The sequence below is a fragment of the Nonomuraea dietziae genome (assembly GCF_014195505.1).
Taxonomy (GTDB): domain Bacteria; phylum Actinomycetota; class Actinomycetes; order Streptosporangiales; family Streptosporangiaceae; genus Nonomuraea; species Nonomuraea roseola.
This window is the reverse complement of the sequence record NZ_JACIBV010000001.1, coordinates 3047187-3071125: the sequence shown is the minus strand read 5'-3', so window position 1 is coordinate 3071125 and position 23939 is coordinate 3047187. Positions and strand designations below refer to the sequence as shown.

The following is a 23939-nucleotide window of genomic DNA, read 5'->3' as shown; positions in this document are numbered from 1 at the left end:
GCCTCCTTTTGAACGTGTTCAAATCGACTGTACATCAGTGCGGGAACACGGGAGGAGACGACCCGGCGCGAAGGCCCGCGCCAGGCGCTCAGGGCGGTGGAAGGGCTCGGCGGCGGGGAGCTCAGCGGGCTGCGCTGAAGGCGCGCCGGTAGGCCGAGGGAGAGGTGCGCATCGCGCGGGTGAAGTGGTGGCGGAAGGTGACAGGGCTCTCGAAGCCGACCGCGGCCCCGATCTCCTCCACCGGCGCCCCCGTCGACTCCAGCATCGGCAGGCTCGCGGCCACCCGTTGGGAGATCACCCATCGCAGCGGAGAGGTGCCGGTCTGGGCCTTGAATCGCCTGACGAAGGTGCGCTCCGCCATGTGGGCCATCCTCGCCAGATCGGCGACGCTGATCGGCTCGCTCAGGTGGGCCAGCGCCCACTCCATCGCCCTGGCCACCGCGTCGTCCTCGCCGACCGGCGTCACCGCGGCCTGGATGAACTGCGCCTGCCCGCCGTCGCGATGCGGCGGGATGACCAGCCGCCTGGCGACGGCGTTGGCGACGGTCGCCCCGTGGTCGGTGCGTACGAGGTGGACCAGCAGGTCGAGCCCCGCCGCGCTGCCCGCGCTCGTGAGGATCTGCCCGCCGTCCACGTAGAGCACGTCGGGGTTGACGCGGATCTCGGGGAAGCGCCGCTGGAGCAGGTCGGCGTACTTCCAGTGGGTCGTGGCCTCGCGTCCGTCGAGCAGGCCGGCCGCCGCGAGGGCGAAGGCCCCCGAGCAGATCGACACGATCCTGGCCTTCCTCTCGAAGGCCTGCCTGAGCGCCGCGACGAGCGCGGGGGAGACGGGGGCGCGCACGTCCGCCACGCCCGGCACGATCACGGTGTCCGCCGAGGCGAGCACGTCGAGCCCGTGCTCGGCCCGCATGCTGAACCCTCCGACGACCCGCATCGGCTCGTTGCCCTCCGCGCAGACCTTCAGGTCGTACCACGGCACCCGCAGCTCGGGCCTGGACAGGCCGAAGATCTCCACGACGCAGCCGAGCTCGAAGGGCGACATGCCGTCGAAGGCGAGCGCGGCCACCGTGGGCAGACGGGAGGGCGGCGGAACCAGCATGAACCGGATCGTATCCGCCGCGTGTGCGGGACCCGGCGCGCCGAGCGCCATGGACGCCTGCGCGCCCGACCGCGTGCTGACAGTCAGCGGCCTGGATCGGGCCTGGACACCGTGATCTGCTCCAGCCCCTCAGGTCGCTTGCCTGGGTAGAGGCCGGTGAGCATGGCGGCGACGGTGTAGAGGTGCCAGGCCGTGCCCGGCTTCTTCACCACGGGGTCGGCGAACAGCGCCCGCACCTCGTCGGGGTTGACGATCGGCGCGAGGGCGTCGAGGCTGCCGAGCACCTGCTCCCTCAGCACCGCGGTCAGGTCGGGGCCCGGGCTGGTCCGCCAGCTCCAGCCTCCGCCGCTCTTCTGGGTCGGCATCGACGGCGGCGGCACGTGCGACCACGGCCACCTCTTCTTCAGCCCGTCGGTGAACCGCCACGGCTTGCCCTCGATCGGCACCTCCCTGAGCTGCGGCGCGAAGCGCAGGATCAGGGTGTAGATCACCTCTTCGGACAGGCGCCAGCCCTGGTCGAGGGAGAGCGCGGCCCTCGCCACCCTGTTGTCGAGGAACGGCCTGACCGGGTCGCCCCTGCGCAGCGCGCCCGCCCGCGCGCTGGCCTGCCACCTGCCGACCTTGTACCAGATGTAGATGTGGTCGAGCGCCTCCAGCCGGTTCTCGCGCGCCTGCCACGGCTTGGCCAGCTCGCGCGCGTGCTCGTTGGCCTCGGCGGTGAACAGCTTCTCGTCCTTGTAGAAGGTGTTGTTGATCCGGCGCAGCAGCGCCTTGTCACCGAGGTCGGTCTGAAGCAGGTTGAGGCTGCCCGCGCGCAGCGTCTCTCCGCTCTGCCCCGACATGGTGGGCTTGCCCGAGTACGGCAGGTAGCCCACGATCGACTCGTAGGCCGACGTCATGCCCTCGCAGGTGCGCAGCGTCTCCCAGGCCCGCTCCAGCGGGTGCTCGACCAGCACCGCGTCCTTGGCCGCGGTCTGCGGCGGCGCGATCACGGTGTGCTCGACCTTCAGCGCCGCGGCGATCCGCCTGGCCAGGATCACGTCCGGGTGGGTGTCGAGCCCGTTGGTGGTCACCCTGAACGGCACTTTCGCCGCGTGCAGCAGCGCCGCCAGGATCCTGGTGTCCCGCCCGCCCGTCAGCGCCAGGTTGACCGGCTCGGGCGCGCTCCTGAGCGGCTCGACCGTGGCCAGCAGCGCCTCGGCCAGCTCCCCGATCGCCGCCCTCTTCAACCGCGGCGAGTCGGGCGCGGGCCCCGCCACCGGCAGCGGGGTCTCGCTGATCGTACGGCTCCCGCCACGGATCGCGATCGTCGTGGAGGGGCGCAGCGCCGACACCCCCTTGTAGGGCGTCTCGTCGGACAGGAAGAAGCCCTGACGGACCATCGTCTGCAGGGCGAGCACGTCGAAGTCGATCCTGTCGGCGCGCTGGGCGAGCAGATGCACCAGCAGCGCTCTGCTGCCGACGATGTGCAGGTCGGCGGTCTCGGCGTAGAAGACGGGGCAGACCCTGTTGATCGCGGTGCTCGCGGTCAGCTCGCCGTCACGGGCGATCCACGCGGAGAAGGCGCCGCCGATCGAGTCGTCAGGCAGCCTGCTCACGTCGGCGGGGTCGGCCAGGTGGCCGTTCACCCCGACGATCCTGCCGCCGTCGGGGTGCAGCAGCCTGGGCAGGCGGGAGTCGTCGGGCTCGTTGCTCCAGCCGAACAGCGAGACGCCCCCACCGTGCCACTCGTCGGCCCTGATCACCTCGGCGGGCACGGGGAAGGCGCTCTCGATCGCCTCTCGGGCGGTGGCCAGAGCCTGCGGGGGAATGTCTCGGCCCTTGGCGGCCAGACCCAGATAGACACGCACGGCACCCATGCCTATCACGCCTCGAACACGGTTTGTACTCGCTTGAGTCAAGAGCCCGGCCACTGCCTCCAACGGTCCCGTCGTACCCGATGGAGGTGGTTGCCATGAAATTTCGCCCATTAGTAGTGGTCGCGCTGTTGGTCGTGCTCGCCGCGTGCGGAGGGCCGGGAGGCTCGGGACCGAACGCTCACGACCGCGCGGCGCCCGTTCCCGCGTCCAAGCCCTCGGCCTCGTCGCCGCCCGTGGCCACGGAGGAGGGCAGGGAGAACGACACCGAGACGGCGCAGGTGTCGACGTTCGCGCTCGACGTCGACACCGCCTCCTACGGCTATGCCCGCCGTACCCTCGAGGAGGGACGGTGGCCGGAGCCCGCGCGGGTCAGGCCTGAGGAGTTCGTCAACTCCTTCCGCCAGGACTACGCCCAGCCCGGCGACGACGGGTTCACCGTCCAGGTCGACGGCGCGCGCATGCCCGAGCGGAACACCGCCGTCCTCAGGGTCGGTCTGCAGACCAGAGCCGCCGACGCCGCGTCCAGGCGTCCGGCGAACCTGACGTTCGTGGTCGACGTGTCGGGCTCCATGGCCGAGCCCGGCCGCCTCGACCTGGTCAAGCAGGCCCTGCACACGCTGGTCGACCAGCTCGCCCCCGGCGACCAGGTCTCGATCGTCTCCTTCAGCGACGCGGCGCGGCTGGTGGCCTCCATGACTCCGCTGACCGCCCGCGCCGACCTGCACGCCGCCGTCGACAGGCTCGCCGTCGAGGGCTCGACCAACCTGGAGGACGGGCTCGTCACCGGCTACGAGGAGGCGGCGCGCGCCTTCCGTCCCGCAGCCACCAACCGCGTCATCCTGCTGTCGGACGGCCTGGCCAACACGGGCAGCACCGCGTGGCAGGCCATCCTCGACAGGGTCAAGGAGCACGCGGGCAGGCAGATCACGCTCCTGTCGGTCGGCGTCGGCAGGGACTACGGCGACGAGCTCATGGAGCAGCTGGCCGACAACGGCGACGGCGCGGCCGTCTACGTCAGCACGGTCGAGCAGGCCCGTCAGGTCTTCGTCGAGCGCCTGCCCGCCACCCTCGAACTGCGCGCCCGTGACGCCAAGGCGCAGGTCGTCTTCAACCCCTCGGCGGTGGAGAGCTACCGCCTCGTCGGCTACGAGAACCGCGCCATGGCCACCGAGGACTTCCGCGACGACGCGCGCGACGGCGGAGAGGTGGGTCCTGGGCACTCGGTGACCGCGCTCTACGCGGTGAAGCTGCGCCCGGGAGCGTCGGGCCAGCTCGCCTCGGCCACCGTGCGCTGGCAGGAGCCCGACACGCGCACGCCCGCGGAGGCGAGCGCGTCGGTGAAGTCGGCCGACCTCGGCGACGCGCTGTGGGAGGGCACGTCCTCGCGGCTCCAGGTGGACGTCGTGGCCGCCGCCTTCGCGCTCCACCTGCGCGACAGGGAGGCGTTCGGGCTCGACCTCCGAGAGCTGGGAGCGCACGCCACCAGGCTCGCCTCGGCCACCGAGGACGCCGCGGTGAGCGAGCTGGCCAGGCTGATCACCAAGGCGGCTTCCATCGGGTGACGGCTCGGGCCTTGCAACGCGCCGACGCCGGGCGGGAGTGCTCCCGCCCGGCGTCGGCGTGCGCGCGGTGTGCCGCCAGGGTCAGCTCTTGCCGTACCTCTGCTTGAACTTCTCGACCCGGCCCGCGGTGTCGATCACGCGGCCGCGCCCGGTGTAGAACGGGTGGCTGGCCGAGGAGACGTCCACGTCGACGACGGGGTAGGTGTTGCCGTCGGTCCACTCGACGCTCTTGGCGCTCACGGCGGTCGACCTGGTCAGGAAGGCGTAGTCGGCGCTCGCGTCCCTGAAGACCACCGGACGGTACTCGGGGTGAATGCCCTTCTTCATCGTTCCTCCCTGAAGGTGACGTGCTGACGGATGATGGGGTCGTACTTGCGCACTTCGAGCCGGTCGGGGTCGTTCCTGCGGCTCTTGGTGGTCGCGTAGGTGTAACCCGTTCCCGCAGTGGATCGAAGCTTGATCACCGGCCGCTGATCGTTCCTGGCCATCTGACGCCTCCTTGCGGTTGAAAACGGTTTTCATTGTAACCATGGTGGGGCGGCGTTCATTCCCGTCACCGAGTACTGCTGAAGTCCTATAGACTGGCTCCGCGCCGAGAGCGCAAAGGGGCTATAGCGCAGTTGGTAGCGCACCTCCATGGCATGGAGGGGGTCAGGAGTTCGAGTCTCCTTAGCTCCACCGTTTGGTAAAGCAGCAGCGTCGATGGCAGGGAGCGGGTCAAAAGCCCGTGTCTCCTCAGCTCCATCGCGACTGACATGGCCGGTGAAACTCTCACCGGCCTTTTTCTATTCCGGCGCGGTCTGGCGGCCGATGGTGGTCTCCTCACAGAATATTGTTATGTCCGAGAATCTGATCTTTCGTCTTCCTCCCACCTTCGAGACCGTGGAGGAGGAGCGGCGCCACCGCAAGGAACGGCTCACAGCGGCGCTTCGCATCTTCGGCAGGTTCGGGTTCGAGGAGGGGGTGGCGGGACACATCACCGCCCGCGACCCCGAGCTGAGCGACCACTTCTGGGTCAACCCGTTCGGCATGTCCTTCAAGCACGTCAGGGTCAGCGATCTCATCCTCGTCAACCACGAGGGCAAGGTGGTCGAGGGCCGCTACCACGTCAACGAGGCCGCGTTCGCGATCCACTCCCAGGTCCACCAGGCCAGGCCCGAGGTGGTCGCCGCGGCCCACAGCCACTCGGTGTACGGCAGGGCGCTGTCGGCGCTCGGCCAGACCATCGAGCCGATCACCCAGGACGCGTGCGCCTTCTACCAGGACAACGGGCTGTTCGACGACTACACGGGCGTGGTGACCGACCTCGAGGAGGGCAAGAGGATCGCCGCGGCGCTCGGCTCCCACAAGGCCGTCGTGCTGCGCAACCACGGCCTGCTGACGGTCGGGGCCACGGTGGACGCGGCGGCGTGGTGGTTCATCACCATGGAGCGGTCGGCGCAGGTCCAGCTGGTGGCCAAGGCGGCGGGGCAGGTGGTGCCGATCTCCCACGAGAACGCCGAGCTCACCCACCAGCAGATCGGCAACGACCTGGTGGGGTGGATCAACTACCAGCCGCTCCACGACCAGATCATCCGGGAGCAGCCCGACCTGTTCGAGTGAGTCTTCCTCGCGCCCTCCCCGTCGCGTTTCCCGAATGACGGTCAGACGGTGGGCTGGGCGGTCCAGGCGATGGTCGAGTCGGCCCAGCGGTCCAGCAGGACCCGGTCGTGGCTGATCGCCAGGACGCCCGCCCCCGTCCGCGCCTGATAGGCCAGGACCACCGCCACGAGGTGCGCCTGCGTGGACGCGTCCAGCATCGTGGTCATCTCGTCGCAGATCAGGTAGCGCGGCTCCAGCGTCAGCGCCCTGGCCAGGCAGGCCCGCTGCAGCTGTCCGTCGGACACCTCGTGGGGCCGCCGCGTGAGCAGGTCGCCGGTCAGCCCCACCTCGCCGGCCAGCGAGGCGACCAGGGACGGCGAGCGCCGTCCCGCGGCCGCAGGCGGTTCGGCGATGATCTCGCGCAGCGTCATGCGCGGGTCCACGGCCGTCCTGGGCTGCTGGTAGAGCAGCGCCACGCTGGTCCTGAGCGAGCGGGGCGCGCGCTGGCGCCACCGCGACACGACGGCGCCGTCGATCGACACCTCGCCCGAGGTGGGCCGCATCATCAGCGACAGCACCCTGGCCAGCGTCGACTTGCCGCAGCCGCTGGGCCCGCCGAGCCCCACGGTCCGTCCTGGCGGCACCTCCAGCGAGACGCCCGACAGCACGGGGCGCCTGCCGTACCCTGCGGTGATGTCATGCGCCCTGAGCATGGGCGGCCTCCCTGAGCGGATGGTGGCAGGACACTCCCGAGCTCATCGCCGGCTGCCGCGCGCACGCCCCCGTGACGTGCGCGCAGCGCGGCGCGAACGCGCAGCCCTCGGGCAGCGCGGTCAGCTCGGGCGGCATCCCCGCGATGGCGACGAACTCCCTGTCGGGCTGCGCGGCGACGAGCCCGGCCGTGTAGGGATGGCGCGGCCGGTCGAGGAGCTCGGCCGCGGGGCCGGCCTCGACCAGCCGGCTGGCGTACATCACCGCGAGCCGGTCGGCGACCTGCGCGGCGGCGCGCAGGTCGTGGGTGATGACCAGCACCGCCCTGCCCTCCTCGCACAGCTCGCGCAGCACCGCCATGGTCCGCTCCACCAGCGGCCTGTCGAGCCCGCTGGTGGGCTCGTCGGCGATCAGCAGCTCGGGGTCGCCCGCCAGCGCGATCGCGTTGGCCACCCGCTGGGCCATCCCGCCCGAGAGCTCGTGCGGGTAGCGGTCCAGGTCGCGGGGGGCGAGCCCGAAGCGCTCCGCCAGCTCCGCCGCGCTCCTGGTGGAGCCGAGCTCCTCGAGGGCCTCCTCCAGCTGCGCCCGCGCGGTGCGGACGGGGGTGAGGTGCGTGGCGGGGCTCTGCGGGATCAGCCCGATCTGCCTGCCACGCACCCTGCCCGCGAGGACGGCGGGCGAGGCCGACAGCAGGTCGAGCTCGGAGGAGAGCATCGCCTGCCCCGACACCCGCGCGTTGCCGGGCAGCAGGCCGAGCAGCGCGTGGGCCAGGACCGACTTGCCGCAGCCCGACTCGCCGACCAGCGCCAGGCACTCGCCCCGCCGTACGGAGAAGGAGGCGTCGGTGACCGCGCGGACGGTCGCCCCTGGGATGGAGAAGCTCACCGTGAGCCCCGTGACCTCGAGTTTCACAGCGCGAGCTCCGATCGCATCCGAGGGTTGAGCCGGTCGCGCCAGCGCTGCGACAGCACCGACACCGCCAGCGTGGGAGCCAGGATGAACAGGCCGGGCGCCAGGCTGGACCACCAGTTGCCCGCCAGCAGCGAGCGCTGACCGTCGTTGATCATGTTGCCGAGCGAGGCCAGGTGCGGCGGCAGCCCGAGGCCGAGGAAGCTCAGCGCCGTCTCGTGCCAGATGGCGTGCGGCACCATCAGCACCATCGCCAGCAGCAGATGCGGCACCAGGTGGGGCAGCAGGTGCCGGTAGATCACGCGGGAGCGGCTCGCGCCGCCCGAGATGGCCGCCTCCACGAAGGGCCGCCCGCGCAGCGACAGCACCTCCGAGCGGACGATGCGGGCGGCGGAGGTCCAGTGGGTGATGCCCACGGAGACGACCACGGCCACCGGGCTCGGCGCGAACATCGCCACGATGAAGATGCCGAGCAGCAGGTGCGGCAGCGAGGAGAAGCCGTCGACCACCCGCATCAGCAGCCTGTCGACCAGGCCGCCCGCGCTGCCGGCCGCCAGGCCGAGCGTGCCGCCGATGACCATGCTGACCAGCGCGGCGACCAGGCCGACGAGGAAGGAGACGCGCAGGCCGTACACGCAGCGCAGCAGCACGTCGCGGCCCACCTCGTCGGTGCCGAGAGGATGGGCGGGCGAGGGCGGCAGGCCCGCCGCGCGCAGGTCCACGAGCTGCTGGTCGAGCTGGAAGATCGGCGGCACCAGCAGGACGGCCAGGCCGAGCGCGACCAGGACGAAGGCGGCGGTTCTCATGAGGCGGTCCGAGGGTCGGCGATGCGGTAGGCGAGGTCGGCCAGGAGGTTGCCCGCGACGACGGCGAGCGTGCCGAGCAGGGTGAGCACGGCGAGCAGGGGGAAGTCCACGGACAGCGCCGCCTGCACGGTGGCCGAGGCGACGCCGGGCCAGGAGAAGACGGTCTCGACCAGGATCGCGCCGGTCACCAGCTCGGGCACGCGCGCCCCGAGCAGGGTGAGGAACGGCAGCAGCGCCGCCCTCAGCGCGTGCCTGACGACCACGGTGCGCTCCCGCAGTCCGCGCGATCTGGCGCCGAGCACGAAGTCCTCGCGCAGGGTCGCGATGACCGACTCCCTGACGTACAGGACGAGCCAGGACGACTGCGAGATCGCCAGCACCGTCACCGGCAGCACCATGTGGGCGGCGACGTCGAGCGGGTCGAGCGTCGTGGAGCCCGCGTCGGTCAGCCCGCCCGCGGGCAGCCAGCGCAGCGTCACGGCGAAGACGTAGATCGCCGCGAGCGCCAGCCAGAACACCGGCGCCGACTCGTTGGCGAGCGCGCCACCGGTGATGATCCTGTCGAGCGCCGAGCCCTTGCGCCAGGCGGCCAGCGTGCCCACGACCAGGCTGCCGGCCAGCATGAGGACGATCGCGCAGCCGGTGGCGAGCAGCGTCCACGGCAGGCGTTCGAGGATCACGTCGAGCACCGGCCTGTTGAAGGAGTGGGACTCGCCCAGCTGTCCTGAGGAGAGGTTGCCGAGCCAGGTGGCGTACTGCTCGAGCAGCGGCCTGTCGAGGCCCCACTCGGCCCTGATCCTGGCGACGACCTCGGGCGAGGTGACCATCGCGCGGTCGCCGAGGTACTGGCGGACGGGGTCGAAGGGGGAGTTGGCGGCCAGCGCGAACATCGCGGCGGTGACCGCCAGCAGCAGCGGCACGGCGAAGGCCAGCCGCCAGAGCACGATTCTCAGCATCAGGCGGCGGGCTTCCAGGTGTGCAGGTCGCGGAAGAGCCCGCCGGTGGCGTGCTCGTGGGCGTCGACCGAGGGGGTGACGCCCTGGTAGTCGCCGCGGATGACGTAGACGTGCTTGAGGAAGGCCAGGTAGGTCCAGGCCTCGTCGTCGTGGACGAGCTGCTGGAAGTCCTGGTAGGCCTGCCTGCGCACGGCCTGGTCGGTGCTGGCCCTGCCCTTCTCCAGGGCCGCGTCGACCTTGGGGTTGTCGTAGTGGCCCGGGTTGAAGAAGCCCTGTCCCGCGAACTTGGAGTGGAAGAGCTCGAAGTTGACGTAGTCGGGGTCGTACGGGCTGCCGTAGCCCATCATCAGCGCGTCCCTGGCCATGCGCGGCTCGATCGCGTCCCAGTCGAGTCCGGCCAGCTTCACGTCGATGCCGATCTTCTTGGCGTCGGAGGCGACGGCCAGGGACAGCTCCTTGCGCAGCGAGTCGCCCGCCGGGTACATCAGCGTGAAGCTCGCCCTGATGCCGTCGGGGCCAGGCTTGTGCCCAGCCTCGTCGAGGAGCTTCCTGGCCGCCTCGGGGTCGGTCCTGCCGGTGACCGAGGGGTTGTGCCAGACGGTGTCGGGGGAGACCGGGCCGTAGGCGGGCTTGCCCGCCCCCGCCAGGATCGTGTCGACCATCGCCTGCCTGTCGATGGCCAGGCTCATCGCCTTGCGGATCGCCACGTCGCCGGTGACCTTCTGCTTGAAGGGCCACATGATGCCGCGGTAGTCGGCGCTGTCGACCTTGTAGACCTTGAGGCCCCGCTGGTTCTCGAACCTGGCCGCGGCCTTCGGCGGCAGGATCGTCGCGTCGAACTCGCCGGCGGCCAGGCGGGTGGCCCTGACGTTGTCGTCGGCGGCGAAGGCCACCACGACCCTGCCGATCGCAGGGGCGCCGCCCCAGTAGTCCTTGTTCGCCGTCATGACGACCTTGTCGCCGGGCGTCCACGAGACGAAGGTGTAGGGCCCGGTGCCGATCGGCTTGCCGGCGGGGAAGCCGCCCTCGGGGACGATGCCGAGCGTGGTGCGCTGGGTCAGCGGCGCGTAGGCGTGCTTCAGCCTGAACTCCACCGTGTGGTCGTCCTTGGCGGTGACCGTGTCGATGGCCTCGTAGTCGCCGCCGATCGGCGAGCCCTTGACCGAGGTGTAGGTGTAGGCCACGTCCTTGGCCGTCAGCGGCCTGCCGTCATGGAAGCGCACGCCCTGGCGCAGGGTGAAGACGGCGCTCAGGCCGTCGGCCGAGACGACGGGAGGGGCGGTCGCCAGCGCGGGCCTGAGCGTGAGGTCGGCGCTCCTGGTCATGAGGCCGTCGAACATCATGGACCCGCCGTCGGGCGCGTAGCCCTTGACCGGGTCCAGGGTCTCGAACTCCGAGCTGATCGCGATGACGAAGGCGTCGTCAGCGGCCGGGGCGGTGGAGGGTGCGGAACAGGCGGTCAGAGCGAGAACGGCGACCAGCGCGGCCGGCCACAGGCGCGAGAGCATGTGGCTGACTTTAACTTGTAGTTGCATATTATTCGCAATTAGGTCCCGCGGAAGGTCTGCCGGTACGCCAGCGGCGGCACGCCCACCGCCGCGTGCAGGTGCTGGCGCAGCGACACGGCGGTGCCGAACCCCGAGCGCCTGGCGATCTGGGCCACCGCCAGGTCGGTGGTCTCCAGCAGGTGCCTGGCGTGCTCCACCCGCTGGCGGGACAGCCAGCGCGCCGGGCTGAGCCCGGTCTCCTCCCTGAAGCGCCTGGTGAAGGTGCGCACGCTCATCCGCGCGTGCTCGGCCAGCGCGGCCAGGTCGAGCGGGTCGTCGAGGTGCTCCAGCATCCACTGCCTGGTCGCCGCGGTTCCCGTGCCGGTGGGCTCGGGCAGCGGCCTGTCGATGAACTGCGCCTGTCCGCCCTCGCGCCACGGCGGCATGACGCAGCGCCGGGCCGTACGGTTGGCCACCTCACTGCCGTGGTCGCGGCGGATCACGTGCAGGCACAGGTCGAGCCCCGAGGCGACGCCGGCGGAGGTGAGCACGTCGCCGTCGTCGACGAACAGCACGTCCGGGTCGAGGAGCACCTCGGGGAAGAACCTGCGAAGGCGGCCGGCGTACATCCAGTGGGTGGTCGCGGGCCTGCCGTCGAGCAGGCCCGCCGCGGCCAGCACGAAGGCGCCCGTGCAGATGGACATCACCCTCGGCCGCCCCCGAAGGGCGTCGCGCAGCCTGCCGGGGATGGTGCCCGAGGTCATCGCGGGGCCGCCGTGGACGCCCGGCACCAGCACGGTGTCGGCGGTGTCGAGCACCTCGAGCCCGTGGTCGGGCAGCACGCTGTAGCCGGCGCTCGTCCTGACCGGAGCCTTGTCGAGCGAACAGGTCACGACCTCGTACAGATGACTGCCGTCGCCGTCGCGCGCCGCCCAGAACAGCTGGCCGGGTATGCCCAGGTCGAGCGGGGCGAAGTCGTCGAGGACGACCACGGCGATCCGGTGGGTCATGGCCTGATTCTTTCACATATTGGCTTTCCGGCCACTTACGTCGAAATATCGTGCGTGGGGAGAATTTTCGGCATGAGAGTGCATCGTGCGTGGCTGGTGGCGGGTGTCGCCTTTGTGGCGATTCTGGGTGCGGCGGGATTCCGCGCCACCCCCGGCGTCCTGATCACGCCGCTCCACGAGGAGTTCGACTGGTCCACGGGGGAGATCTCCCTCGCCGTCTCGATCAACCTGGTCCTGTACGGCCTGACCGCCCCCTTCGCCGCCGCTCTCATGGACCGCTTCGGCATGCGCAGGGTCGTGGCCGCCGCACTCACTCTCGTCGCGCTCGGCAGCGGGCTGACGGTGTTCATGGGAGCGAGCTGGCAGCTCGTGCTCTGCTGGGGCGTGCTCGTCGGCCTGGGCACCGGCTCGATGGCGCTGGTGTTCGTGGCGACCGTCACCGACCGGTGGTTCGTCAGGCACAGGGGCATCGTCACCGGCGTGCTCACCGCGGCAGGGGCCACGGGGCAGCTCGTCTTCCTGCCCGTGCTGGCCTGGCTGGCCGAGGGCCCAGGCTGGCGGGTGGCCTCCCTCACCGTGACGGCCGCCGCCCTGATCGTCGTGCCGCTGGTCTGGGTGTTCCTGCGCGACCACCCCTCCGACGTGGGCACCACGCCGCTGGGCGGCCCCGCCGTCGTGGTGCGCAGACCGACTGCCAACGCCGCCGTCAGGGCGCTGGCCGTCCTGCGGAGCGCGGGGAGGACCCGCGCCTTCTGGTTCCTCGCCGGCGGCTTCGCCATCTGCGGAGCGAGCACCAACGGCCTGGTCGGCACGCACTTCATCCCCGCCGCCCACGACCACGGCATGCCCCAGGCCACCGCGGCCGGCCTGCTGGCCCTTGTCGGTATCTTCGACGTCGTCGGCACCGTCGCCTCGGGCTGGCTCAGTGACAAGGTCGACCCGAAGGTGCTGCTCGGCGTCTACTACGTGCTGCGCGGCCTTTCGCTCATGGTCCTTCCCGGGCTGTTCGCCGCCACCACCGAGCCGAGCATGCTGCTGTTCATCATCTTCTACGGCCTGGACTGGGTGGCCACCGTGCCGCCCACGGTCGCGCTGTGCAGGAAGATCTACGGCGCCGACGGCTCGGTGGTCTTCGGATGGGTGTTCGCCTCCCACCAGGTCGGCGCGGCGGTCGCCGCGATCGGCGCCGGCCTCACCCGCGACCACCTGGGCGCCTACGACCTCGCCTGGTACGCCGCGGGGGCGCTGTGCCTCCTGGCGGCGGTGATGTCGCTGGCCGTGCGGCATGCTGGAAGCCATGATGGTGCTCCCGCTGGTGGTCAGGATCGAACGCGCGACGCCTCCCGAGCGCACTGACGCGCTGGAGGCGGCCGCCATGGCCGTGCTCGGCCTGCTCGACGATCCCGGCGAGTGGCGGGCCGAGCTGGAGACGTGGCAGTCCACCGGCAGGATCCGCAAGGTGGTGCGCAGAGCGCGCGGCGCCGAATGGCGCAGGGCGATCGAGCTGCCGGGCCGTACGGTGGAGCACGGCAGCGCCGAGGTGCGCGTCCACCCGCCCGTCCCGCTGGACGCCTGGCCGAAGGAGCTGGCCAGGCTGCAGGTGGGCGGCACGGAGCTGGTCGACTCCGCCGAGCCGGGCCCCGCCGGGCCGCCGATCCTGTGGGAGAACCCGGCGCTGGAGATGTCGGCGGGCAAGGCGATGGCGCAGGCGGGTCACGCCGCCCAGCTGGCCTGGTGGGCCAGCTCGCAGGAGGAGCGGGAGCTCTGGAGGTCGATGGGGCTGAGGGTCTCGGTGCGGCGGGCGGAGGGCTTCGACGAGCTGGCCGCCGGCGGGCTGCCCGTCGTGCGCGACGCGGGCTTCACCGAGATCGCGCCGGGCTCGTGCACGTTCGTCGCGGACGTGCCGTGGCTGCGCGTCAGATCGTGACGAGGTCGGCCAGCACGCCGCCCTCCGGTGTCAGCCTCGCGGGCGACGGGCTGTCGTAGACGACCATGAGCCTGCCGTCGCCCATCGCCGCCAGTCCCTCGGGATGGTCACAGCCCACGCCGTACGGCAGGTCGGCGACGGGCACCGGCGCGCCCGTCCCGTCCCACCGCATGATCCTGACCGGACCGTCCAGGCTCATGGTCGGCCCCGTGAGCAGGAGCAGGTCGCCGCCGTAGGGGCACAGGTCGCGCACCCCGAGGCCGCCCAGGTCGAGGAAGTGCTTGTGGTAGCCCCCGAGCTTGAGCCTGCGCGGGCCGTCCTCGCGCAGGTCGAGCTCCAGCACGACCGCCCAGCCGCGCAGCACGGGGCCCCGCAGGCCGAGCAGGACCCTGTCGCCGACCACGGCGAGGCCCTCGATGTCCAGCCCGTTGTCCTTGCCCGGAATGGCGGTGAAGGGGCCGAGGTGCGGGTCGTCGGCCAGCGCGTCGGCCAGTCCTGTGAGGATGGCGCCCTTTCCGAGCCCGTCGCCCTCCAGCGGGAGCCGTACGAGGACGAACCTGTTGGGCTCGCGGATGATCGCGCTGAGCCGCTTGGCGGCCTTCTCCCGCGACTTGGCGCGCCTGCGCTTGAGGCTGTGCGAGCCCACCGCCCAGAGCCACCCTCCGGCCCGCGCGAGGCCCTCGATGTCGGCCTCGTCGTCCCTGCCCGCGGGCAGGTCCACGTGGTCGGCGAGATGGAAGGTGCGCTGGTGGTCGTAGCGCTCTCCGGTCCAGGTCAGACGCTCGATGGTGGCGGTTTCGTCACCCGCGATCCACAGACCGGTGGCATCGGCGCGCAACGCGGACAGATTCGTGTGCGTTTGCGCGTCTCGTGACGCCTGGTCAAATCGGAGTTCCACCATGCGTGCTTTCTACACGCAATCCAGAGATATGTCGTACGCTCCCGATCGTGCTCGATGGGGAGAGTGGGCCCGCGGGGCCTCAGGTGAAGTTCCAAGCGAGGCCCACTGGCTCTCCGCTCAAGCGCAGTCGCCTGGGTGACCTGCGCATGCGAGACATCTACCGGATGCTCGCGGTCGTCGCCGCGCTGGCCGTCGCCGGCACGGGCGTGCTCGCCATCGCGCAGTCGGGAAGGGCGGACGAGGCCGCCGCCCGGCCGGTCGCCGCGCCACCGGCCGTGCCGGCCTCGTCCACCCCTTCACCCAGCCCGACCCTCACCCCGAGCCCCACCCCTAGCTCCGCCCTCACGGCGACTCCCGCGCCGACTCCCGCGGCGATCCCCAGCCCCGGCGCCTCCATCGCGCCGGGCTACACCGCCATGGAGGCGCTGGCCGCCGACCGCCGCGTGCCGAAGCTGCCGGGCCGCGTCAAGCTGCGCGCGCTGCCGGGCAAGCCGATCAAGACCCGCGGGGTGATCAGGGACGCCAAGACCGGCGTGAGCGTGCCACGCCTGCGCGGGCCGTGGAAGAGGTACGGCGCGGCCCCCTTCACCTCCAGGCAGGTGCTGCCCCCGGCGGGCAGAAGCCCGAGAGGCATGCTGGTCAGCTGCCCCGTGCCGATCGAGGCGCAGAAGTCGCTGCGCGACACCGCCCAGCTGGCCGCCCGCTGGACCCTCAACCACCATCCCAAGGGCGCGGTGATCCGCTGGCTCGGCGCCCAGCCGGTCAAGAAGGGGTGGTCGCTGGTCTACCAGGTGAGATACGGCAAGCGCTCCTCCGTGGCCGCCGTCGTCGTGCTCGACGCGGGACGGGCCAAGCCCGCCCTGGTCTTCGTCACCATCCCCGACACCCACAAGAAGAGATGGGCGGACATCCGCCGCGTGACCTCGGGGGTGCGTGTTCTAGGCTAGAGCGATCATGTATGCGGCGATTTGGGGGAGTGACGCCGTGGCTGAGCGTTCGAGCGTGCCGAAGAAGGAGCCGGACAAGGACCGTCCCAAGCCGTGGCGCGCCGAAGGCCTGCCGGGGGGCGGAGCGGGCGGCCGTCCCAAGATCAACTGGTGGCGCTTCGTCATCACGCTCCTCGTGGTCTACGCGGGGTTCTTCCTGATCTCCAGCTTCTTCGACGAGGGTCAGGTCGAGACGATCTCCTACAGCCAGTTCACCAAGCAGGTGACGGCGAACAACGTCAAGGAGGTCTACGCCCAGGGCTACTCCGTCCAGGGAGACCTGAAGAAGGCGGCGACCGACCCCGACAGCGCCAACAAGACCTACACCAAGTTCGTCACCGAGATCCCGGTCTTCGCCAACGACGACCAGCTCTACCAGCAGCTGACCGCCGCGGGTGTGGAGATCAAGGCCGAGCCGATCAGCACGGGCAGCCGCGGTTTCCTGCTCAACCTGCTGCTGTCGCTGCTGCCGATCGCCGTCCTCGCGGGACTGTGGATCTGGGTCATGCGCCGCGGCGCGAGCATGATGGGCGGAGGGGGGCTCGGCGGCCTCGGCAAGTCGAAGGCGGCCAAGCCGATCGAGAGCGACAAGATCCGGGTCACCTTCGAGGACGTCGCGGGCATCGACGAGGTGGAGAACGAGCTCGTCGAGATCGTCGACTACCTGAAGGACCCGGCCAAGTACCGCAGGCTCGGCGCCAAGCTGCCCAAGGGCGTCCTGCTCGCCGGCCCTCCTGGCACCGGCAAGACGCTGCTGGCCAGGGCGGTCGCAGGTGAGGCCGACGTGCCGTTCTTCTCGGCCAGCGCCTCGGAGTTCATCGAGATGATCGTCGGCGTCGGCGCCTCGCGCGTGCGCGAGCTGTTCGAGGAGGCCCGCAAGGTCGCGCCCTCGATCATCTTCATCGACGAGATCGACGCCATCGGCCGCGCCCGAGGCGGCGCCAGCGGTCTCGGCGGGCACGACGAGCGCGAGCAGACGCTCAACCAGATCCTCACCGAGATGGACGGCTTCTCCGGCGCCGAGGGCGTCATCGTCATCGGCGCCACCAACAGACCCGAGGTGCTCGACCCCGCGCTGCTGCGTCCGGGCCGGTTCGACCGTACGGTCATGGTCGCCCCGCCCGACGCGGCGGGCCGCGTCGCCATCCTCAGGGTCCACACCAGAGGCGTCCCGTTGGACGGAGACGTCAGCCTGGAGCAGCTGGCCAAGACCTCGCCGGGCATGACGGGCGCGGACCTGGCCAACCTGGTCAACGAGGCCGCCCTGCTGGCGGCCAAGCGCGGCAAGGAGAAGGTCTCGGCCGCCGACTTCGCCGACGCGCTGGAGAAGCTGCAGCTCGGCGCGGTCCGCTCGATCGTCATGCCGGAGGAGGAGCGCACCAGGACCGCCTACCACGAGGCGGGCCACGCGCTGCTCGGCATGCTGCAGCCGGGGGCCGACCCGGTCAGGAAGATCTCGATCATCCCGCGCGGCAGGGCGCTGGGCGTCACGCTGTCCACCCCCGACACCGACCGCTACGCCTACGACGAGAAGTACCTGCGCGGACGCATCATCGGCGCGCTCGGCGGCATGGCTGCCGAGCAGGTGATCTACGGCGTCATCACCACGGGCGCGGAGAACGACCTCGAGCAGGTCACGATGATCGCCCGTGGCATGGTCGGCAGGTGGGGCATGTCGGAGAAGATCGGCCCGCTCAGCATCCTGCCCAGCGACGGCCAGCCGCAGGCCGCCCCGCACACCCTCGCCGCCCTGGACGAGGAGGTGCGCAGGATCGTCGACGAGTGCTACGAGGTCGCCACGAGGGTCCTCACCGAGAACCGCGACAGGCTCGAGGCGATCGTCCTGGCGCTGCTGGAACAGGAGACGCTCGACGAGGCGCAGGCCTACGCGGCCGCGGGCCTCCCGCGCGCCAACAGACCCGCCGTCGAGCCCAAGCCGCACTGACCTCTCCATGGTCTTATCCGGGTGCTGACCGGGGCAGCTTCGGCCTGTGACTCTCAACGACGAACTCTTCGCCGCCCTCGGCGACTCGGGGCTCCAGCAGATCGCCGGTCTGCTGGGCACCGACACCGCGCAGGCCCGCACCGCGGTCGAGGCGGCGGTGGGCACCATCGTCGGCGGCATGGCGCACAGGACGGGTGACGCGCAGGGAGCGCAGGCCCTGCGCAGGGCGCTGGACCAGCACGTCGACAAGGACCCCCTCACCGCCGTCACCGCCGACCCCCAGGGGCTGGAGCGGGAGGGGCACGGCATCCTCGGGCACGTGCTCGGGCAGCAGGGTACCGAGCAGGCGGCGGCGGGGATCTCGCAGTTCGCGGGGCTGAACTCGCAGCAGGTGATGAAGCTGCTCGCCGCGCTGGCGCCGATCGTGATGTCGCTGCTGGCCAACAGGGCGAACAGGCAGGGGATGGACGCGGGGGCGGTGGCCGACGACCTCGACAGGGAGCAGTCGTCGGCGCGCGGCGGTGGCCTCGGGGACGTGCTGGGCGGGCTGCTGGGCAGCATCCTGGGCGGTCATGGCGCTGGTGGCGGCGGCCTTGGTGACGTGCTCGGAGGGATGCTGGGAGGCGGCGGCCAGGCTCCCCGGCCAGGCCAGGAGGCGCCTGGCGGCGGCCAGGAACCCCGTCCGCGACCCGAGGCTGGGGGCCGGGAGAGCCGTCCTCGGCCGGAGGAGGCCCCGCCCGCACGCGAGGACACCCCGAGGGGCGGCACCAACCCCGACTGGTGATCGCTGACTGTGCGGCTCCATCGGCCTCCTTCGGACCGGTTCCTCCGGTTCCCCCGGCGGGAGTCATCGCCGTCCGAGGAGGTGAGGCCGCCGAGCCCGTGCGGGTGCGCCCGATCGCGGGCCGTCGCGCGGGTCGCGCCCGATAAACTGGGCGGGTGATCGTGCTCGCCTCAGCCTCGCCCGCCCGCCTCGCCCTCCTCCGCAGCGCCGGGCTCGATCCCAAGGTGATCGTCAGCGGGGTGGACGAAGAGGCCGTCACCGCGATCCTGCCGTCCGATCTGGCCCTGAAGCTGGCCGTCGCCAAGGCCACCGCCGTCGCCGAGGGCCTCACCGAGGGGCTCGTCATCGGGTGCGACTCGATTCTCGAACTCGACGGCAGGCCGTACGGCAAGCCCGCCGACGGCGAGGAGGCGCTGGCTCGCTGGCGCATGATGCGCGGCAGGACCGGCAGGCTGCTGACCGGCCACTGCGTGATCGACGCGGCCACCGGCAGGCGGGCCGCCGAGGTGGGCTCCACGGTGGTGCGGTTCGGCACGCCGTCCGAGCAGGAGATCGCGGCGTACGTCGCCACCGGCGAGCCGCTCAAGGTGGCGGGCGCCTTCACCCTCGACGGCCAAGGCGGATGGTTCGTCGAGAGCATCGAGGGCGACCACGGAAACGTCCTCGGGATCTCGCTGCCGCTGGTTCGCTCGCTGTTCGACGAACTCGGTTACGCGGTGACGGACTTCTGGCGCTAGTTTCTCCCCATGCGTTCATTGCGGGAGTTCGCCGGTGGCATCGGGTTCTTCTTCCAGGGTCTCGCCTGGGTGGCGAGAAACGGCCGTTGGTGGGCGTTCGGCCTCATCCCGGCACTGATCGCTTTCGCCGTCTATGTGGCGGCTCTGGTCTATCTGGGCAACAACGCCAACGACATCGCCGACTTCCTCACGCCCTTCGCCGACGGGTGGTCCGAGGGCTGGCGCGACTTCTTCAGGGGCGCGCTGGGAGTGCTGCTGTTCATCGGCGGGCTGGCGCTGGCGGTGGTCACGTTCACGGCGCTGACGCTGACGATCGGGGAGCCCTTCTACGAGAAGCTGTCGGAGAAGGTCGACCCGCTGGACGGGCCCGATGACACGCCGTGGTGGCGGTCGCTTCCCCGGTCGCTGCGCGACAGCCTGGTGACGCTGCTCTACGTGCTGATGTTCACCATCCCGCTGTTCCTGCTGGGGTTCGTGCCGGTGATCGGGCAGACGGTGGTGCCGGTGCTGGGCGCCCTCGTGTCCGGATTTTTCCTGACAGTTGAGCTGACGTCGCTCGCGATGGAGCGCCGCGGCATACGGCGGCGCGACCGCTTCGCCGTCCTGCGCGGCAACAAGGCGCCGGCGCTGGGGTTCGGGGTGCTGGTCTTCCTGCTGTTCCTGGTGCCGCTGGTGGCGGTGATCGCGATGCCCGCGGCCGTGGCGGGCGCCGCCCTCATGGTCCGTTCGCGCCTCATCCCTACCCCGCCCACCGGCCTGCCCGGCACGGGTTCGCCCGGCGCCGGTCCGCGTGGCACCGGCCTGCCCGGCCCTGGTCCGCGGGGCACCGGCCTGCCGGGCACCGGGTCACCTGGCACCGGCCTGCCCGGCCATGGTCCGCGGGGCACCGGTCTGCCCGGTGCTCCGTCTTCTCCCACCGGGCTGCCCGGCACTGACTCGCCTCCCCGCGGCATGCCGCCCACCGGGGGCTCGCCGTACGGTTCCCCTCCGGCCTGAGCCCGGCACGGTCGCCGGCCCACGGACCGGCCCACGAACCGGCCCACGGACCGGTTCACGCCGCCTGTTCGCGGGCCGGCATCAGCGGCATGTCGTTCCTGGACGTGCGGTGGCCCAGCTCGGCGCCCGAGCCGCGGCCCTGGGGGCGGACACCCTGACGAACCGGGTCCCGGTGTCGGAGCGGTCGCCGATGTCGGCCACCATCTCGACCAGCCCGTAGTGCTCGCCCGCGATGCGGTTCCCGGGCCGGCGCGCGCCGCTCGTCCACAGGCCGGCCCCACGCCGCACCCTTGTCCACAGAACGCCGCTCGCCCGAAAAATTCCCACCCCCAGCCGGGCACCCTCATGCCCCATGAGCACCGACCTCACCGAACCCGCCCTCACCCTGTCCACCCCTGCCGACATCCTGGCCGCGGTGCCGTACATCGTCGGCTTCCACCCCACCGACAGCCTGGTCGTGATCGGGCTGGCGGGCCGGGTCGGACAGGGGGAGATGCGGGTCTGCGCGCGCTGGAACCTCCCCCTGCAACCCGGCACCCTGCGCCCCCTCGCCGCGCTGTTCGCCAGAGAGTCGATCACCCATCTGGTCGCCGTCGGCTACGGCCCTGGCGCCTCCGTCACCCCGGCCGTCGACGAGGTCATGAGCGTCGCCCGCTGGTGCGGCGTCACCCTCTGCGAGGTGCTGCGCGCCCATCAGGGCCGCTACTGGTCGTACGTCTGCGACCTGGCCGACTGCTGTCCCCCTGACGGCACGCCGTACGACACGTCCGTCAGCCAGATCGCGGCCGAGGCCACCGTCCAGGGCCTCGTGGCGCTGCCCGACCGCTCGACCCTCGAGGCCACCATCGCCCCGCTGCCGGGTCCGGTCCGCCTGTCGATGCGCAGGGCCACCGCCGACGCCGTCACCGCCCTCCGGGCCGGGCTGGCCGCCGCCCCCGACGCCGGCCACTTCGCCCAGCGGTTCGTCGCCGACGGCCTGGCCAGGGTCCGTACGGCCATCGCCACGTCGCTGTCAGGGGGCAGGGTCGACGACAGGGAAGCCGCTCGGCTGGGCCTCGACCTGTCCGTGATCCGCGTCCGCGACGAGGCGTGGACCCTTCTCGACGACGCAGGCCAGCCCGCTCACCTGGCGCTCTGGAAGGACCTCACCCGACGCCTGGAGCCGCGTTTCGTCCCCCCGGCCGCGTCGCTGCTCGCCATGTCCGCCTGGCGCGGCGGCGACTGCGTCCTGGCCACCATCGCCCTGGAACGAGCCCTTGCCGTCAATCCCGACTACTCGATGGCGAACCTGCTCATGCACGCCCTCCAGCACCTGCTCTCACCGAAGCTGCTACGCGACCGCATGCCGAGCCCCGCCGAACTCGACTCCGCCATGGGCACGCCTCACGCGGGTTGGCTCCTGCCTCTCATCGGCATCCTCGACGAGAAGGACGAACCCGCCGCCTAGCGCCGCGCATCCCTCACAGACCGGCTGAGAAGCCCGTCACCCCCGTCGAGGGCCGGGAGCCTCCGCTGGATGTGCGCCCCCGGCGGTCGGGTTGGAGGTCGGTCACCCGGAGAGGTGTGAGCGCCAGGCGGAGCGGTGAAGCCGGTCCGCCACGTGAATGAGGTCGGCTCAGAGGTCTTGGTCCCGACCGGCCATCCCCTCCGGCCAGATGGCGCGCTGCCCTCCGAACACCACCCTCCATGAACCCCTCGAACGCGCCGGCATCGCCGCCGCGACGGGCTGAGGGTGCAACTTTTCAGACGAGGAGGAAGTATCCGCCCTGGCTCTCGCCTGCGTCGCTGCTCTGGCTCTTGCTTGGGTCGCTGCTCTGGCTCTCGCCCGTGTTGCCGCTGCGGCTCTTGCTTGCGTCGCTGCTCTGACCTCCGCCTGCGTTGCCGCTCTACCTCTCGCAGGGTCGCCGCAGATGGAGGGTGTAGCCCAACCCTGGCGAGGGGCCGATCCTAGAAGGGACAACTGGGCCCCACGAGGAGGGGCGAGCGCCCTCAGTGGGCGGGTGAAGCTTGGTCCTTGAGGGTGCGCTCACATCCCGTGGAGCCCAAAGCTCTGGCGCCTTGGCGTCGAGGTAGCCGCGGTGTGGACGGCCCTGGGGCGGTCGAGCACACCTCGAAGTAGCCCGCAGCCATGGCCTCAGGGGGGGCTGGTCGAGCGTCGCGCAGAACCGTTCCAGGACGCGAGAGAGGTGATGTCCCGGGTGGACTGGTTCGGCGCGCGCGAGGCTCGCGTACTGGCCGTGGTGTTCGAGGGTGTGATGCCGATAGCTGAGGATTGCCGGGGAAAGTGGGGCGTTGCCTGAAGGGCGAAGACGGGGCGGAGATAGGGCCGAAGGTGAGTTGACTGGGGGTAGGGCACGGCGGGGCGTTGACTGGGGTGGGGCCGAAGGTGAGGCGTTGGCTGGGGGTCGAAGGTGGGGCGTTGACTGGGGTGGGGCCGAAGGTGAGGCGTTGGCTGGGGGTCGAAGGCGGGGCGTTGACTGGGGTAGGGCCGAAGGTGAGGCGTTGAGTGGAGGCCGAAGGCGGGGCGTTGACTGGGGTGGGGCGTTGCCTGGGGTAGGGGACGGAGGTGGGGTTTAGCCTTGTTCCTCACGTTTGCGGCGTTCGTTATAAGCGCGCATGCGGGGTGGATAGCCGGTCAACTGGACGTCGTACACAGGAAGCGCGAGGTCGCGGGCCACCTTGCGGATCACCTGGGGCGCGCCGACGCGCCGCCGGGTCCACTCGCCGTCGTCCGCCACGGCCACCGCCGTGGTGTCGGTCGCGAAGGTCTCCGGTTCGACGAAGAACTCCACGCCGCGCTTCGACTTGGCGAAGGCGATGAGCGCCTCGATATCGGCATCGGTGGCCTCACGATCGAACTTGGCAATCTTGTTCCCGCGCCAGCGCCGCAATCCATAGCGGTCTCGCCATCTCATGCCTCCTTTTTATACCGTTCGCCGCGCCCCCGCGTCGGGGCTGTTATCGGGGTGACATCGGGGTTTCTCCCGATGCCTTCTCCTATGTGAGGGAGGAGGATGTGTTCAGATCGCCCGACGAGGAAAGGCATGGCATTCATGGCAGCGCCACACACCCCAGCGCCGGCATCCTATGGGCACGGCCCGGTGCCGCCGATGGAGCTTCGGGTCACCAACCAGGACCGCGAGCATGTGGTCGAGCACGTCAAGGCCGCCTATGCCGAGGGCCGCTTCGACAAGTACGAGTTCGACGAGCGCCTCGAGCGCGCCATGACGGCACGCACGCACGGCGACCTCATGCCGATCATGACCGAGCTGTACGGTCCGCAGCGCCGCTGGCAGGAGTCGGTGCCCAGGCCGGTGTCCGTCCCGCCCGCCAGTGCCAGAGGGATCCCCGCCGACAGCGGCGAGCGCCTGGGTGGAGCGGCGGCGCACCTGCTGGCCCTGCCAGGTCTGCTCATCATCGGACCGCTGATCATGCTGCTCACCGGTGGCAAGACCTCGCCCTACGTCCGTCGCCACGCGATGGAGGCACTGAACTTCCACCTCACGGTGGTGGGGGCGACGATCCTGCTGCCTTTCACGATCATCGGCGTGGTGCTGATTCCGGTGATCTGGGTGGCCGCGTTCGTCCTGACGATCGTCGGCGGCGTCTCCGCGCTGGCGGAGAACGACTTCCGCTACCCGCTGACCCTGCGCTTGGTGAAGTAGTCCCGTCTGAGGGAAATC

Annotated in this window: 23 protein-coding genes and 1 tRNA gene; 12 read left to right on the top strand and 12 right to left on the bottom strand. The window is 71.1% G+C overall.

Features of this window, described 5'->3' with window-relative positions:
* Nucleotides 1-121: 121 nt before the first annotated feature.
* Complete coding sequence (locus tag FHR33_RS14615; protein WP_183647297.1) at nt 122-1099, bottom strand: helix-turn-helix domain-containing protein; 978 nt, start codon at nt 1097-1099, stop codon at nt 122-124.
* A gap of 83 nt (nt 1100-1182) precedes the next feature.
* Nucleotides 1183-2958: an asparagine synthase-related protein gene (locus FHR33_RS14610; RefSeq protein ID WP_183647294.1), complete on the bottom strand. Its 1776-nt coding sequence runs from the start codon at nt 2956-2958 to the stop codon at nt 1183-1185.
* 95 nt (nt 2959-3053) lie between these two features.
* On the opposite strand from FHR33_RS14610, the gene FHR33_RS14605 reads away from it, so the two are divergent.
* Nucleotides 3054-4520, top strand: a complete 1467-nt coding sequence (locus FHR33_RS14605) for a vWA domain-containing protein (protein WP_221241101.1) — start codon at nt 3054-3056, stop codon at nt 4518-4520.
* An 81-nt stretch (nt 4521-4601) separates the two neighbouring features.
* Here FHR33_RS14605 and FHR33_RS14600 read toward each other — a convergent pair whose 3' ends face one another.
* The gene (locus FHR33_RS14600) at nt 4602-4847 is read right to left on the bottom strand and encodes a type B 50S ribosomal protein L31 (protein ID WP_183647288.1); all 246 of its coding nucleotides are present in this window, start codon (nt 4845-4847) and stop codon (nt 4602-4604) included.
* Nucleotides 4844-5008 (bottom strand): 50S ribosomal protein L33, encoded by a 165-nt coding sequence (gene rpmG, locus FHR33_RS14595; RefSeq protein ID WP_183647285.1) that lies wholly within the window; start codon nt 5006-5008, stop codon nt 4844-4846. Before rpmG ends, FHR33_RS14600 begins: the two co-directional genes overlap by 4 nt.
* A 117-nt stretch (nt 5009-5125) precedes the next feature.
* Here rpmG and FHR33_RS14590 point away from each other — a divergent pair.
* Both FHR33_RS14590 and FHR33_RS14585 read left to right on the top strand, forming a co-directional pair.
* Nucleotides 5126-5198, top strand: a tRNA-Ala gene (locus FHR33_RS14590).
* Nucleotides 5199-5357: 159 nt separating this feature from the next.
* On the top strand, nt 5358-6122 hold the full coding sequence (locus FHR33_RS14585) for a class II aldolase/adducin family protein (RefSeq protein WP_246451860.1): 765 nt from the start codon (nt 5358-5360) through the stop codon (nt 6120-6122).
* Nucleotides 6123-6163: 41 nt separating this feature from the next.
* On the opposite strand, the gene FHR33_RS14580 is transcribed toward FHR33_RS14585, so the two are convergent.
* Genes FHR33_RS14580 through FHR33_RS14555 form a run of 6 tightly spaced genes read right to left on the bottom strand, consistent with a single transcriptional unit; the run spans nt 6164 to nt 11980 of the window.
* Nucleotides 6164-6814 carry an ABC transporter ATP-binding protein gene (locus FHR33_RS14580; protein ID WP_183647279.1) on the bottom strand — a complete coding sequence of 217 codons (651 nt, stop codon included), beginning with the start codon at nt 6812-6814 and terminating at the stop codon, nt 6164-6166.
* Nucleotides 6798-7724 (bottom strand): ABC transporter ATP-binding protein, encoded by a 927-nt coding sequence (locus tag FHR33_RS14575; RefSeq protein ID WP_312895540.1) that lies wholly within the window; start codon nt 7722-7724, stop codon nt 6798-6800. Before FHR33_RS14575 ends, FHR33_RS14580 begins: the two co-directional genes overlap by 17 nt.
* Complete coding sequence (locus FHR33_RS14570; RefSeq protein ID WP_183647276.1) at nt 7721-8527, bottom strand: ABC transporter permease; 807 nt, start codon at nt 8525-8527, stop codon at nt 7721-7723. Before FHR33_RS14570 ends, FHR33_RS14575 begins: the two co-directional genes overlap by 4 nt.
* Nucleotides 8524-9483, bottom strand: coding sequence for an ABC transporter permease (locus FHR33_RS14565; RefSeq protein WP_183647273.1), 960 nt, complete (start codon nt 9481-9483; stop codon nt 8524-8526). Before FHR33_RS14565 ends, FHR33_RS14570 begins: the two co-directional genes overlap by 4 nt.
* The gene (locus FHR33_RS14560; protein WP_183647270.1) at nt 9483-10991 is read right to left on the bottom strand and encodes an ABC transporter substrate-binding protein; all 1509 of its coding nucleotides are present in this window, start codon (nt 10989-10991) and stop codon (nt 9483-9485) included. Before FHR33_RS14560 ends, FHR33_RS14565 begins: the two co-directional genes overlap by 1 nt.
* Nucleotides 10992-11029: 38 nt before the next feature.
* Nucleotides 11030-11980 (bottom strand): GlxA family transcriptional regulator, encoded by a 951-nt coding sequence (locus tag FHR33_RS14555; protein ID WP_183647267.1) that lies wholly within the window; start codon nt 11978-11980, stop codon nt 11030-11032.
* A gap of 72 nt (nt 11981-12052) precedes the next feature.
* On the opposite strand from FHR33_RS14555, the gene FHR33_RS14550 reads away from it, so the two are divergent.
* Both FHR33_RS14550 and FHR33_RS14545 read left to right on the top strand, forming a co-directional pair.
* Nucleotides 12053-13336, top strand: coding sequence for an MFS transporter (locus tag FHR33_RS14550; RefSeq protein ID WP_183647264.1), 1284 nt, complete (start codon nt 12053-12055; stop codon nt 13334-13336).
* Nucleotides 13278-13907: an aminoacyl-tRNA hydrolase gene (locus FHR33_RS14545; RefSeq protein WP_183647261.1), complete on the top strand. Its 630-nt coding sequence runs from the start codon at nt 13278-13280 to the stop codon at nt 13905-13907. The genes FHR33_RS14550 and FHR33_RS14545 overlap by 59 nt, the downstream gene beginning before the upstream one ends.
* Here FHR33_RS14545 and FHR33_RS14540 read toward each other — a convergent pair.
* Nucleotides 13897-14745, bottom strand: coding sequence for a DUF3616 domain-containing protein (locus tag FHR33_RS14540; protein WP_246451858.1), 849 nt, complete (start codon nt 14743-14745; stop codon nt 13897-13899). The genes FHR33_RS14545 and FHR33_RS14540 overlap by 11 nt on opposite strands.
* 209 nt (nt 14746-14954) lie before the next feature.
* On the opposite strand from FHR33_RS14540, the gene FHR33_RS14535 reads away from it, so the two are divergent.
* From FHR33_RS14535 to FHR33_RS14510, 6 genes are all read left to right on the top strand, one after another.
* The gene (locus FHR33_RS14535; protein ID WP_183647255.1) at nt 14955-15755 is read left to right on the top strand and encodes a hypothetical protein; all 801 of its coding nucleotides are present in this window, start codon (nt 14955-14957) and stop codon (nt 15753-15755) included.
* 37 nt (nt 15756-15792) lie between these two features.
* Nucleotides 15793-17739, top strand: coding sequence for an ATP-dependent zinc metalloprotease FtsH (ftsH, locus tag FHR33_RS14530; protein ID WP_312895539.1), 1947 nt, complete (start codon nt 15793-15795; stop codon nt 17737-17739).
* A 46-nt stretch (nt 17740-17785) separates the two neighbouring features.
* A complete protein-coding gene (locus FHR33_RS14525) occupies nt 17786-18523 on the top strand; it encodes a DUF937 domain-containing protein (RefSeq protein WP_183647249.1) in 738 nt (245 codons plus the stop codon).
* A gap of 155 nt (nt 18524-18678) precedes the next feature.
* The gene (locus FHR33_RS14520) at nt 18679-19260 is read left to right on the top strand and encodes a Maf family protein (protein WP_183647246.1); all 582 of its coding nucleotides are present in this window, start codon (nt 18679-18681) and stop codon (nt 19258-19260) included.
* A 9-nt stretch (nt 19261-19269) separates the two neighbouring features.
* On the top strand, nt 19270-20256 hold the full coding sequence (locus FHR33_RS14515; RefSeq protein ID WP_183647243.1) for an EI24 domain-containing protein: 987 nt from the start codon (nt 19270-19272) through the stop codon (nt 20254-20256).
* Nucleotides 20257-20608: 352 nt separating this feature from the next.
* Entirely contained in the window at nt 20609-21703 is a 1095-nt protein-coding gene (locus FHR33_RS14510; RefSeq protein ID WP_183647241.1) for a DUF4192 domain-containing protein, read from the top strand.
* A 1126-nt stretch (nt 21704-22829) separates the two neighbouring features.
* Here the strand turns inward: FHR33_RS14510 and FHR33_RS14505 are convergent.
* Complete coding sequence (locus tag FHR33_RS14505; RefSeq protein WP_183647238.1) at nt 22830-23171, bottom strand: hypothetical protein; 342 nt, start codon at nt 23169-23171, stop codon at nt 22830-22832.
* Nucleotides 23172-23366: 195 nt separating this feature from the next.
* Between FHR33_RS14505 and FHR33_RS14500 the strand changes: the two genes are divergently transcribed.
* Complete coding sequence (locus FHR33_RS14500) at nt 23367-23921, top strand: DUF1707 and DUF4870 domain-containing protein (RefSeq protein ID WP_183647235.1); 555 nt, start codon at nt 23367-23369, stop codon at nt 23919-23921.
* Nucleotides 23922-23939: the final 18 nt, after the last annotated feature.

Excerpts from the sequence above, each read along its gene's own strand:
- FHR33_RS14615 (WP_183647297.1), bottom strand. The coding sequence starts at position 1,099 with ATGCTGGTTCCGCCGCCCTCCCGTCTGCCCACGGTGGCCGCGCTCGCC.
- FHR33_RS14610 (WP_183647294.1), bottom strand. The coding sequence starts at position 2,958 with ATGGGTGCCGTGCGTGTCTATCTGGGTCTGGCCGCCAAGGGCCGAGAC.
- FHR33_RS14605 (WP_221241101.1), top strand. The coding sequence starts at position 3,054 with ATGAAATTTCGCCCATTAGTAGTGGTCGCGCTGTTGGTCGTGCTCGCC.
- FHR33_RS14600 (WP_183647288.1), bottom strand. The coding sequence starts at position 4,847 with ATGAAGAAGGGCATTCACCCCGAGTACCGTCCGGTGGTCTTCAGGGAC.
- rpmG (WP_183647285.1), bottom strand. The coding sequence starts at position 5,008 with ATGGCCAGGAACGATCAGCGGCCGGTGATCAAGCTTCGATCCACTGCG.
- FHR33_RS14585 (WP_246451860.1), top strand. The coding sequence starts at position 5,358 with ATGTCCGAGAATCTGATCTTTCGTCTTCCTCCCACCTTCGAGACCGTG.
- FHR33_RS14580 (WP_183647279.1), bottom strand. The coding sequence starts at position 6,814 with ATGCTCAGGGCGCATGACATCACCGCAGGGTACGGCAGGCGCCCCGTG.
- FHR33_RS14570 (WP_183647276.1), bottom strand. The coding sequence starts at position 8,527 with ATGAGAACCGCCGCCTTCGTCCTGGTCGCGCTCGGCCTGGCCGTCCTG.
- FHR33_RS14565 (WP_183647273.1), bottom strand. The coding sequence starts at position 9,483 with ATGCTGAGAATCGTGCTCTGGCGGCTGGCCTTCGCCGTGCCGCTGCTG.
- FHR33_RS14560 (WP_183647270.1), bottom strand. The coding sequence starts at position 10,991 with ATGCTCTCGCGCCTGTGGCCGGCCGCGCTGGTCGCCGTTCTCGCTCTG.
- FHR33_RS14555 (WP_183647267.1), bottom strand. The coding sequence starts at position 11,980 with ATGACCCACCGGATCGCCGTGGTCGTCCTCGACGACTTCGCCCCGCTC.
- FHR33_RS14550 (WP_183647264.1), top strand. The coding sequence starts at position 12,053 with ATGAGAGTGCATCGTGCGTGGCTGGTGGCGGGTGTCGCCTTTGTGGCG.
- FHR33_RS14545 (WP_183647261.1), top strand. The coding sequence starts at position 13,278 with ATGATGGTGCTCCCGCTGGTGGTCAGGATCGAACGCGCGACGCCTCCC.
- FHR33_RS14535 (WP_183647255.1), top strand. The coding sequence starts at position 14,955 with ATGCGAGACATCTACCGGATGCTCGCGGTCGTCGCCGCGCTGGCCGTC.
- FHR33_RS14515 (WP_183647243.1), top strand. The coding sequence starts at position 19,270 with ATGCGTTCATTGCGGGAGTTCGCCGGTGGCATCGGGTTCTTCTTCCAG.
- FHR33_RS14510 (WP_183647241.1), top strand. The coding sequence starts at position 20,609 with ATGAGCACCGACCTCACCGAACCCGCCCTCACCCTGTCCACCCCTGCC.
- FHR33_RS14505 (WP_183647238.1), bottom strand. The coding sequence starts at position 23,171 with ATGAGATGGCGAGACCGCTATGGATTGCGGCGCTGGCGCGGGAACAAG.
- FHR33_RS14500 (WP_183647235.1), top strand. The coding sequence starts at position 23,367 with ATGGAGCTTCGGGTCACCAACCAGGACCGCGAGCATGTGGTCGAGCAC.